Here is a 12,626-nt window from a genome sequence, read left to right on the forward strand (position 1 = left end):
AGATATTATAATTTTTTCATGTACTCTTTAATTCCTTCACCCATCATTCCGCTTAAATTTTGTTCGACCATTTGGGCTAGCCCCTCAACTTTATTTAAATCTTCTCCCCATAATTCGTTTTTACCCAATACTTTTTTTACAAATGCAGAAAGCATATTATCCTCATCTGTATTTTCTTTCCATGCCTGTTTAAAAAACTCCAATACCGAAGCATCATCTTTTAAGGGTATTTTCTGCCCATTGACATTCCCTTTATAAAAAAGAAGAAGTGCTGAAAGTGAAAAGACGATACGCCTCGGAAGTTGGCCTTCGATTTTCAAATAATCTTTTAAAGTTGGTAATAGTCTTGTGCTAAATTTTGAGATACTGTTAAGGGAGATACTGATCAATTGATGTCTTAACACGGGGTTTCTAAAACGATTTAGGACATCATTTACAAATTGGCTGATCTCTTTTGATGAAAACTCTAGTGTTTTAGCCACCTCATCTAAAAGTAATTTTTCAATAAAGAAGCTTAGGTCTTCATCTTTCATTACATCTAAAACCAATTCTAGACCCATTAGATATCCTATCGGAACCATTGCTGTATGAGCCCCATTCAAAACACGAACTTTCATCTCTCGATAAGGGGTCAAATCTTTTACCAATTCAATATTAAGGTTCGTCTCATGAAAAGGAAGTTCCTTAGTGAGTTCAAACTCTTCTTGTATTACCCAACTATGATAATGTTCACCAGCAACTAAGAGTTCGTCTTTAAAACCGATTTCTGTTTGTATTTTTTCAGCTCTAATCGAAGGATAACCTGATACGATACGGTCTACCAATGTGCTACAGAAAAAGTTATTTTCTAAAATCCACTTTTTAAAATCTTCAGAGAGTTGCCAAAACTCTATGTACTCCACTATTGTATTCCGAAGGGCTTTACCATTGTCTTCAACGAGTTCACAAGGCAGAAAAATACATCCCTTTTCAGCCGCTCCTTTGAAATAAGTAAATCGATTGTACAGCCAAATCGTAAGTTTGGCCGGAAACTCTTGAGGTGGGGCATCCGAAAAATTATCTTGATCATTGAACCTTATTCCGGCCTCCGTTGTGTTCGATACAATAAACCGAAGCTCCGGAATCTTCGAAGTTTCTAAAAAAACGCCCCATTCATCATAACAGTGAATGATTTTTTGAACCACATTAACAAGAGAAACTTCGGTTGAAAAACCACCTTCTTTTATACCATCCAATACCACATGAAATAAGCCTTCTTGACTTTTTAGACTCAGATAATCACCTTTTTTTGTAGGCTTAACAACGATTACGCCACCATTAAACGAAGCCTGTTCATTTAGCTGCTGAAAAATCCAGTCAACAAAAGCACGTAAGAAGTTACCCCCTCCGAACTGTAACACTCGTAAGGGGTACTCTTGGTTTTGGTCGGTATTTTCGCGCTTTACTATTTTCATTCTAGATTTACTCAACAGGTTTATTCCTATGTCTTCCTATAAAGAAATTCCTCTTTTCCATGGGATAAAATCATTCTGGCCGTTTATATCAGCTTTTGTCATAAACTCACCCGAAGCCACCTTAATAAGATGTTCCATGATTTTTTCTCCCATACTTTCAATGGTTTCCTCCCCTCTTATGACACCACCTGCATTTATATCTATAATATCTTCCATAGACCTTGAGAGACTGTCATTGCTCGATAACTTAACTACTGGAACCAAAGGATTACCTGTTGGAGTACCCAAGCCGGTTGTAAATACGATGAGATTACACCCTGAACCCGCTAACCCGGTTGTACTTTCAACATCATTACCCGGGGTACATAGTAAATTCAAGCCCGGTTTGGTGACCATTTCAGCATAATCTAAAACAGCGGTCACGGCAGATGTACCCCCTTTTTTAGCCGCACCAGCAGACTTCATGGCATCGGTTATCAAGCCATCTTTTATATTCCCTGGTGATGGGTTGTTTTCAAACCCAGAGCCCACAGCAATTGCTGCATTAGAATATGTTCTCATAAGGGTTTCGAATTTTTTAGCATCATTTGGGCTTTCGCAGCGGTTTATAAGTTCTTGTTCCACACCGTTTAGCTCTGGAAACTCAGCAAGAACAGCTGTTCCTCCCAAGGCTACCAATAAATCGGAAGCATGACCCAATGAAGGATTAGCGGAAATACCCGAAAAACCATCGGATGCCCCACATTCAAGCCCCAATACCAATTTGTTTAATGGTGCGGGGTTACGTTCTATCTTATTGGCTATTGTTAACCCTATAAAAGTCTTTTTGACTGCTTCACCAATAAAATCCCTCTCGTTTTTTGATTGTTGTTGCTCTAAAAAGTAAAGTGGCTTATCAAAATTTGGGTTCTTTTCTTCGATGTATTTTTTAAGGATAGGTATCTGTGCATTTTGGCATCCAAGGCTTAAAATCGTAGCCCCCGCTGTATTTGGATGAACAATATAACCTGCAAGCAATTTACACAGCATTTCAGCATCTTCTCGAGTACCACCACAGCCCCCTTGATGACGTAAAAACTTAAGTCCGTCAACATTGGGAAAAACCCTATTTTGGCTATACTCTTTTGAGGAATTTGTAAGGTCTATCGCTTCCAATTCTTCTTTTGAAGCTCCTTCTTGGTACTTCTTCACCAATAAATGCGTATCTACCGAGAAATCTTTTTTTGTTTTATAACCCAAAGCACCGACCAAGGCTTCTTCTATCACATCTACATTTCTATTCTCACAAAAAACTAGTGGGATTACAAGCCAATTATTAGCTGTACCTACCTCTCCATTTGCGCGATGGTACCCTTTAAAAGTTCGGCCCTCAAATTTTGTAGTTGCTGGTTTTTGCCATTGAAATTGGCCAGAAGAACCGCTAAACGCCGCGGAAGCATGTTTTACATTTTTTATGGTAATAGCGCTTCCTCTTACAATTTTTTCAGTTACCGTACCAACAAGCACCCCGTACATAAAAATAGTATCGCCAACATGCATGTCTCGCATTGCAAATTTGTGCTTGGCACCGATATTTTCGGCTAGCCTGAATTGGTCATCGTCTATGTTTATTTCCAATCCTTTGGGCAAATCTTGCAATGCCACAACAATATTGTCTTTACTATGTATCCGAAGGTATTGGTTCACTTAGTTCTATTTTATTCCTTTAAAGATGATATCAGTGAAAGCGTATTTGATACACTCTTAGTGAGTTTTGCAAAATCGTTCTGTACAAGAATTTCTTTGGTGATTAATTTTGACCCCATTCCGACACAGGTAACTCCGGCTTCAAACCAAGCTCTAAGATTTTCCTCGGTGGGCGAAACACCCCCTGTCGGCATTACGTTTGTCCACGGACATGGCCCTTTTATGGCTTTTACAAAATTGGGACCATAGGTGCCTCCTGGAAATAGTTTTACTATTTCACAGCCCAACTCTTCTGCCTTTGCTATTTCGGTCAAAGTTCCGCAACCTGGAGACCAAAGAATTTTTTTTCTATTACAGACAATGGCAATGTCTTCACGCAACACCGGAGTGACCACGAAATTAGCCCCCAACTGCATATAAATTGCAGCTGTGCCAGCATCGGTCAGCGAACCCACACCAAGAATCATTTCAGGTAATTCTAACTCGGCATATTTTATGAGTTCTTCAAAAACCAAATGAGCTCGATCACCGCGATTCGTAAACTCAAGCAACCTTGCTCCTCCATCATAACAAGCTTTGAGGACTTTTTTACCCAAGTTTATATCAGCATGATAGAATAAGGGCACCAAGCCTGTTTTCTTCATGGTCATTGCCACTTCAATTCTTGTAAATTTTGCCATAATTATATACTAAGCTTTTATCTACTTACCCTGCCAGAGGCATCTCCTCCAACAAGTTTTTCAACCTCTTCTACGGTCACTAAATTTGCATCTCCTTTTATAGTATGTTTTAGGCAAGATGCCGCCACTGCAAAGTCTAAAGCATTTTGATCGTCATCAGGATATTTCAGTAATCCATAAATAAGACCGCCCATAAAAGAATCACCCCCTCCAACACGATCCACAATATCCGTAATCTGATATTCGGCCGATTTATACATAGTTTTTCCATCATAAAGAACGCCAGCCCAAGAATTGTGAGAAGCTGATATGGAACCTCTTAATGTTGTAATTACTTTTTTTGCCTTTGGAAATTTTTCCATCATCTGTTTACAAACAGAGAGAAATGCCTCGGCCTTAACATGCTCACCTTGAGTGGTGATATCAAGCCCTTCAGGTTTAATTCCGAAATGCTTTTCTGCATCTTCTTCATTACCAAGTACGATATCACAATACGATGTGAGTTCTGTCATTATTTTTTCCCTATCTCCACCGTATTTCCAGAGTTTTGCGCGATAATTAAGGTCCGTTGAGATAGTTATTCCTTTTTTGCTTGCGATTTTCACTGCTTCCAAACAGGCATCAGCAGCTCCTTGGGAAATGGCAGGCGTAATACCTGTCCAATGAAACCATTCGGCATCCTCAAAAACAGCATCCCAATCTACCATTCCCTTTTCAATTTCGGCCATGGCAGAATGTGCTCTATCATAAACAACCTTACTACCCCTTGAAACCGCTCCGGTTTCTAAAAAATAAATACCCAAACGATTACCACCATAGATTATCTTTTCGGTACCTACACCGCGCTTTCTGAGTTCCATCATAGCGCATTTACCGATGTCATTATCAGGAAGGCGAGATATAAAATCGACCGGCACTCCATAATTTGCCAAAGAAACGGCAACATTAGATTCACCACCACCATATACCACCTCAAATGCATTTGCCTGTGAGAATCGAAGAAATTCTTTTGGAGCCAGTCGCAACATAATCTCGCCGAAAGTGATCACTTTTTTCATATCCGTTTTACTTTAAAGATTAACCATGGCTTTAATTACCCCCGTCTCTGGTTTTGTAAAAGTTTCGAACACGTCTATCATCTCAGAAAATGCCACTTCATGGGTAATAAATGAAGTTGTCGGAAATTCTGAAAGAACCGATATTACATGCTCAAAATCTTCTAAGGTTGCATTACGACTACACATAATTGTAGATTCTTTGGCATGTATTTTTGGATGCGAATAGGTAAGCTCACCTTTCGAAAGACCAACAAGAACATATCGGCCTCCATGGGCCATATAATCAATTCCGTTTTCGATGGCATTTTTATTTCCGGTAGCATCAAAAACAGCCGTTGCCATATCACCACCGGTAATCTCACTTATTCGTTCAAGAGGATCATGCATGATGTTGAACGCATAATCTACTCCTATATCCTTTCTTGCATAGTCGAGCCTTTTATTATTTGTATCTAAAACGACAACTTTTGCCCCGGCAATTTGGGCCAGTTTAATTATTCCGATGCCTATAGGGCCACAACCTACTACTACCACGAATTCACCTTTCTTAATAGCAGCCCTCCTAATGGCGTGAGCTCCTATTGCCAAGGGCTCAACGATTGCCATTTCACCATAAGACAGTTCATTGGTTTTGATCAATAAATCAGTTCTGACCACAATCTGTTCTTGCATGCCCCCGTCGGTATGTACACCGAGCACCTCAATATTCTTGCAGCAATTGGTTTTACCATTTTGGCAAGCGATACACTTTCCGCAGCTCACATATGGCATGATTACTACTTTATCGCCGTTTTCAATTCCCTTTTCATTAGCACCTATACCAACAACTTTAGCTGCAAGTTCATGGCCTAAAATTCTTGGATAGGTAAAAAAGGCTTGATTACCCGAAAAAGCATGTAAATCTGTACCACAGATTCCGATTTTCTTTATTTCTATAAGCGCCTCCCCATTTTTTGGTACGGGAGCTTCCTTACTTTTTAGTTTAAAAATTTTAGGTTCTTCACAAACGATGTATTTCATATATTCTTTTTTGAAATCGCTTTACCAAACTTTAAAAACGCACCCCTAAGGGTGCGTTCTTGTTTAACAAACTTAAATTCACTAACTCAAAAACTATTCTCTTAGATTACCGAGAAAGACTCTTAAACTCTTATTAATCCCTAAATTTTTTATTATCATGATTGTAATCGAATCTTTAATGTGTACGCATAATCTCCTACTTTATCATCTAATCCTTTGATCACTAAACCCTTTTCTGTATGTGAAAAAGACACTTCATTTTTACTGCCCAACAAGCTCACTTCTTTAACCGTAACATCGTTTAAATACTTTGAGCCTTTTGCCAAAGAAGCTATATTGACTTCGCCTTCAGCAGGCCAATCAAGCATGATTGCATAAAGCACTCCATCTTTTTCCGTAAAGCGGATATCGGCGTGGGTAAAACTCTTTTCTCCTTTATTCTCACTCATATACCCCCCTGAAACTTGGGTAGGTCCTTCACCAAATGTTTTCCAATGTGAAGTTTCATAAATCGCTTCTCCATTAATATCTAACCAAGCTCCTATTTCCATAAGAATATTGCGCTGATCATCTGGTATCGTTCCATCTGATTTTGGGCCTACGTTTAATAAAAGATTACCGTTTTTACTTACAATATCCACTAGATCATCAACAAGTGAGTTGGAGGTCTTAGACTCCCAATTGGTCACATAACACCAAGAATTTTTGCCAATAGAAGTATCGGTCTGCCAAGGTAATTTTCGAATTCCGGGCAATTTGCCACGCTCTAGATCGTACACCACCGTTCCTTCTGGAAAAGCCTCGTGATATAGGTTCTTATCGTTGATTACAACTTCTTTACCCCATTCTTTGCCCTTGTTGTAATAATAAGAGGCCAGTTTTGGTCTGTAGGCTTCGAAATCTGGTATGTCCACATAAAAATCTAACCATAAAATATCGGGTTGATAGTTATCTATTAGATCCGTAGTGCGGTTCCACCAGCGTTTTTTAAATTTTTCAGAAACTGGCTCGGTAACATCAGTTCCCTTAGAGCTATACAAATCGGCATATTCAGAATCCACCGTATCAAAGTGATTTTTTTTATTATAAAAAGACCAATTGAATGCAAAATGTGTGGAGGCCCCCATAATAAGCCCTTGTTTACGCCCTTCTTGAAACAATTCCCTTAGCACATCACGTTTTGGCCCCATTTCTACAGCATTCCAACGGGTCGTATTCGATTTATACATGGCAAAACCATCGTGATGATCCGCTACCGGAATAACATACCTAGCACCAGAACTTTTAAACAGAGAAATCCATTCTACCGGATTAAATTTTTCTGCCTTGAACATGGGCACAAAGTCTTTGTAACCAAATTCTTTGGGATCACCCCATTCTTTCTTATGATGCAAATACTCTTTTGTTGGGCCATCGTGCAGAACCTTTAATTGCGCCGAAAAATTTGCCGTATCCATATACATCTGTCGTGGATACCATTCTGAACCAAATGCCGGCACACTATAAACGCCCCAGTGGATAAAAATTCCAAACTTTTGCTCATTAAACCAAGCAGGGTCTTTGTAATTTGCTTTTATAGATTCCCAATTGGGTTCCATTAAAACTTCTTCGTGGGTAAGCTCTTTGCGCTCGGTTGTCGAATCTTTACAAGAAGACCCCGTAAGTGAAACCACAAACAAGAAAAGAATGAAATAGTTAGTATTGCTCATTAATCAGTTAGCTGATAAGACCGTCAGGTTGGTTAGCAATGCTAAATTCTTTTTTTTAGAATGGAAGGATAATGTTGATTGTTTAAAATATTACCACAAATGGTTTCGAGATAATTTTATTTAATCAAATAGGTCTTAACTAACATAAATACAAGGAAATAAGCGATTTTCGGAAATAAAAAATAATTCAAAAAAATCTTTAGAGCAATTTGATACTATCCAATGCCCTCTGCATTTGAGCGACCCTTTCTGGAAATTTTTCGGCCAGATTATGCTTTTCCCAAGGGTCATTTTTTAAGTCAAACAATTGTGGTTCGTACATATGGCCACCATCTATTCCCTTACCTTCTATCCAATTGGGTAGGGGCTTAGATTTAGCCATTGGCGCAATATATTTCATGAAGTTTTCACGTAAAGAAAGTGTATACGATTCTTCCACCAGTATGTCGCGACCTTTGGCGTTAGCATTCATGATAACATTAGAAACATCAAAACCATCTTTTGCTATTTCAATTGGAAGTTTACTATCCGTAATTTTTGCCAAAGAAACTATTAAGTCTACTTGGCTCCAAAGTGCCGCAGTAGTATCGGGCCGTATTTTATTCTTCCAATAAGTAATTGTAGGCACACGTGTACCAGCTTCATAAACACTATATTTTCCACCGCGATAACCACCTGAAGGCTTATGAGAACCTAATTCTTCTGCAGCTCCGTCTTCATATCCATCATTTAAAACTGGCCCGTTATCACTAGTAAAAATAACAAGGGTATTCTCTAACTTACCCGTCGCCTCGAGCGCTTTCATAACTTGACCTGTCATCCAGTCCATTTGTACAATGGCATCTCCTCTGAGACCCATTTTACTCTTGCCAAGAAATCTATTATTCGGAACTCTTGGAACGTGGATATCATGAAAGGAAAAAAACAAAAAGAACGGTTCACCATCTGATGTTTTCATGAAATCTATGGCTTTTTGGGTAAGAATATCAGGGAAGTCTTCATCTTTCCACCAGGCAGATTCGGCTCCGTCCATATAACCTATTCTACTAACTCCATTGATTATCGTACCGCTATGTTGTGGGTCGGCAGCTTGTCGTAACCTTTCGGGATTATCTGTTCCGGTTTGTACATCGCCAACTTTATTTGCGTAGCTTACGATGAGTGGTTTATCTTCTTTTGAGGCGCCGACAATGGAATTGTTTTCAACATATACAGTGGGTACCCTATCACCTGTTGATGGTATTAAAAAACTATAGTCAAAGCCAACCTCTTTCGGGCCAGGTGAAATGTCTTTATTCCAATCTAAATTACCATCTCCTAGGCCTAAATGCCATTTTCCAACAACCGCGGTTCTATACCCGTTGTGTTGGAGCATTTTTGGTAAGGTCATTTTATTTGTATCTATAATCAATGGGGCATCTCCCGGCAAAACCGCAGCTTGGTTTCGAAATGCATATTCACCTGTCAACAATGCATATCGAGAAGGTGTACAAGTAGCGGAACTGGAATGGGAATCGGTATGACGAATTCCCCCTTTAGCCAATAGATCTACATTGGGTGTTTCAACATTTTGCGCTCCATAGCAACCTAAGTCACCGTAACCAAGGTCATCTACATAAAATATAATGATGTTAGGATTTTTTTCCTGCTCTATTTTTTTCTTCTGTTTTGAGTCTTCAACGACATCAAGACAAGAAGCATTAAGGAATAAAAATATGGAACAGATACTACAAAAAAACTTTCCTTTTATCATTATTTGGTAGATTATAGTTCTTTTAAGAAACTTCATTGTACCCATTTACAAGATTACAATAAACCCTAAAAAATTATCTTTCTTAAACTAAGTAACAGTTTTAAACAATACCCACAAGATTCTGATTTGAACTTGATTTATCACTTTCAAATGTTTTATTATCTAATTTAAATGTTCTTTAGAGTATTTTTCAACACTTTCATCTTTAATAATTACGTTGATATCTGCTAATCCCCAATAGCATTATTCATTCGCTTTTTGGCAAATTGTTCTTTATTTCCTGTTTTCATATCGGCATATCTAGGATCGGGAATATAGTCTTGCTTTTGCATTTTAATGACTTCGATACTCAAAAAACCAAATTCACTGACTACTTTACCGTAAAAACGATAGATTCCCTTGCCCCTGAAATGATACTTGGCTGCAACCGGTGGAAAAAGCACGGTATCAAAGACTTCACCATACTGATCTAACAGTGTAGCAAAATGCATCCGTTTTCCTGTATGGGTGCTTGTGTTTTTCACGGTAACCAAATACCCATAAATATCAATATGCCTATTTAAGTACTTTTGAAGATCTTGCTGTCCATTCGCACTTTTAGGTTGTTCTAAAAGAAGCTCAAAAGGACTACACAAGGGGAAGCCTAAAAGCTCCCACTGTTCGAAAGCGTTTTCTGTATTTGTAGCATATAACTTCGGAATTTCAAACTTTTGATGCTTGGCCGTGAAAAGTTTAGGGTGAGATGAACGTTTGTTTTTTGAAAGTAGCAAGTGAGCTTTCCATAATAATTCGTGTTTGTTGACTTGAGTGAACCTAAAAGCATCTATTCTAATAAGAATACTCAACTGCTCTATCGAAATAATGACACGGTCCAAAAAATCTTCAAGCGATAGAAACATTCCTGCCGCTGTGCGTTCTTTTATGATACGCTCCATAACACGCTGCTCTAGATCACGTAAATACATCATTCCTAAATAAATAGACTTTCCATAAATCACATTAACAATTTGACTCTGGTTAATGCAAGGCGGGTGTATCGTTGCCCCCATCATACGGGCATCGTGCACGTAAAATTCAGAACGGTAAAATCCGCCACCATTGTTAAGTACTGCAACCATATATTCCAATGGAAAGTAGGCTCTTAGAAATAAGCTCTGATAGCTTTCTACCGCATAAGATGCCGAATGGCCCTTTGCGAAAGCATAGCCCGCAAAACTGGCTACTTGATACCATATCTCATTGATCAGTTTTTCATCATATCCCTTTCGGAGGCAATTGGTCCGAAACTTGGCCTTTACTTTTTCAAACTCTTCTCTAGACCTAAACTTGCCGCTCATTCCCCTTCGCAGAACATCGGCTTCACCAAGCGTTAAACCTGCAAAATAATGGGCTACCTTAATCACATCTTCTTGGTATACCATAACCCCGTAGGTATCTGGCATAATACTCAACATCACAGGATGCCCCTTTTCTTCTGCCCTACCAGAATTACGATGTCTCAGAATATATTCTCGCATCATTCCGCTTTTTGCAACACCGGGGCGTATAATTGAACTCGCTGCGACCAAACCTAGATAATTATCTACCTCTAACTTTTTAAGTAACATACGCATAGCAGGAGATTCCACATAAAAACAACCTATACACTGTGCCGTTTTTATTAAATTATTAATAACGGGGTCTTTATAAAATTCTGAAACATTGTGAATATCAAAATTTGCTTTATCTGGCTGATTCTGTTTTACGATGGCTACGGTATCCTTTATTTTTCCTAAGCCCCGCTGTGCGAGAATATCGAACTTGAATAGGCCCACATCTTCTGCAATGACCATATCAAAATGCACTGTAGCGAAACCCTTTGGGGGCAGAAAAGTGGCAGAAAAATGCTGCAAAGGCTTTTCACTGATAAGAATACCACTTGCATGAACACTCACATAATTGGGCATCCCTTCAATCAGCTTTCCATACTTAAGTACGAGTCTGGCCATACTATCCATACTCGAAGAGACACCTTTGCCTTCACTTAGTGCATCTATCTCTTCTTTAGGCAGCCCGAAAACCTTGCCCAGTTCTCGTACCACGCCTTTGTACTTGAACGTAACATAGGTGCCGACAAGGGCAACATGGTCAAAACGGTCAAAAATATAGCGGGTCATGGCCTCACGGTCTCGCCAAGAAAAATCAATATCAAAATCTGGGGGATTGGCACGGTATAAATTGATGAAGCGCTCAAAATATAAATCTAGCGCTATAGGATCTACATCTGTAATATAAAGCAGGTAGGCCACAATACTATTGGCTCCACTACCTCGGCCTACATAGTAAAACCCTTGTTTGCGAGCCTCAGCCGTAATATCCCAATTGATAAGAAAGTAGGATACAAAGTTCTTGGCCTTAATAAGCTCCAGTTCTTTTTTAAGCCTTTCTTCAATTACATGGGATATTTTTCCCTTGTAGCGCATGGGCAAACCCTTCATGCATAGATTTTCCAATAAACGCTCATCCTCTTCCCTGCTACTACTATAAAACTTTAGATTTTGAGAATCTCGATCGACAGAAAAATCAAAATCAATACTGCATTCGTTAAGTAAGCGTTCGGTATTTTCAAGGATATAGGTATGTTCAGAAAAAGCCTTGGTCAAATTCTCTAAGGGATGCATTTTTTCATCTTCATTGGCAACTTCACTATCATCAAGTTTACTTAGTAAAACGTTGTTAGCTATGGCCCGTAACAATCTGTGGGCATTAAAATCACGCTTATTTCTAAAAGTTACCCGTTGCAGTACCACTAACTTATTGGTATATCTTTTTAATCTTGAAAAAGGAAGCCGTCTTAAATCTTTTGTAGAAATCCCGATAAATTCGTGCGCTAAAAACTCCTCTTTGTCACTTAAGAGTATCGCCTCAAAAGGATAGACCACAAAAATACTTTTAAAAGTAGGTGCGTGTATGGGTATCTCAATTTTATGATGGAGATGGTATGATAAAAACTCGTTCAATTCTTGGTAACCTTTATTATTTCTAGCAATACCAACAAAGCATTGATCAACTCCATTTCTAAAATCAATACCTAAAATAGGTTTAACGCTATACTTAGGAGCTTCTCTAACAAAATTCAAACAGGCCGAAGTGTTGTTGATATCGGTTAGCACCAATTGCTTAACGTCATTTTCTTGAGCTAGATGCAGTAAGTCTTTTTCAGAAAAAGTTCCGAATCGTAAACTATAGTATGTATGGCAATTGAGATAGATAGCAATCTTAGATTT

8 protein-coding genes are annotated in these 12,626 nt (G+C 38.7%); all 8 read right to left on the reverse strand.

What is annotated here, in order from left to right; translation table 11 throughout:
• Positions 1-5: 5 nt before the first annotated feature.
• Entirely contained in the window at positions 6-1,454 is a 1,449-nt protein-coding gene (locus tag ACFSQJ_RS10540) for a tagaturonate reductase (RefSeq protein WP_377766908.1), read from the reverse strand.
• Between the two features lie 36 nt (positions 1,455-1,490).
• A complete protein-coding gene (locus tag ACFSQJ_RS10545; RefSeq protein ID WP_377766909.1) occupies positions 1,491-3,140 on the reverse strand; it encodes a UxaA family hydrolase in 1,650 nt (549 codons plus the stop codon).
• An 11-nt stretch (positions 3,141-3,151) separates the two neighbouring features.
• Entirely contained in the window at positions 3,152-3,820 is a 669-nt protein-coding gene (locus ACFSQJ_RS10550; RefSeq protein ID WP_377766910.1) for a bifunctional 4-hydroxy-2-oxoglutarate aldolase/2-dehydro-3-deoxy-phosphogluconate aldolase, read from the reverse strand.
• Between the two features lie 17 nt (positions 3,821-3,837).
• Positions 3,838-4,878, reverse strand: coding sequence for a PfkB family carbohydrate kinase (locus ACFSQJ_RS10555; protein ID WP_377766911.1), 1,041 nt, complete (start codon positions 4,876-4,878; stop codon positions 3,838-3,840).
• Between the two features lie 12 nt (positions 4,879-4,890).
• On the reverse strand, positions 4,891-5,898 hold the full coding sequence (locus tag ACFSQJ_RS10560) for a zinc-binding alcohol dehydrogenase family protein (protein WP_377766912.1): 1,008 nt from the start codon (positions 5,896-5,898) through the stop codon (positions 4,891-4,893).
• Positions 5,899-6,053: 155 nt separating this feature from the next.
• Positions 6,054-7,607, reverse strand: a complete 1,554-nt coding sequence (locus tag ACFSQJ_RS10565) for an alpha-L-fucosidase (RefSeq protein WP_377766913.1) — start codon at positions 7,605-7,607, stop codon at positions 6,054-6,056.
• Between the two features lie 199 nt (positions 7,608-7,806).
• Positions 7,807-9,396, reverse strand: coding sequence for a sulfatase family protein (locus ACFSQJ_RS10570; RefSeq protein WP_377766914.1), 1,590 nt, complete (start codon positions 9,394-9,396; stop codon positions 7,807-7,809).
• A gap of 191 nt (positions 9,397-9,587) precedes the next feature.
• Positions 9,588-12,611 (reverse strand): DNA polymerase III subunit alpha, encoded by a 3,024-nt coding sequence (locus ACFSQJ_RS10575; protein ID WP_377766949.1) that lies wholly within the window; start codon positions 12,609-12,611, stop codon positions 9,588-9,590.
• Between the last annotated feature and the right edge of the window lie 15 nt (positions 12,612-12,626).

It is taken from the genome of Croceitalea marina, assembly GCF_042684265.1.
Lineage (GTDB): Bacteria > Bacteroidota > Bacteroidia > Flavobacteriales > Flavobacteriaceae > Croceitalea > Croceitalea marina.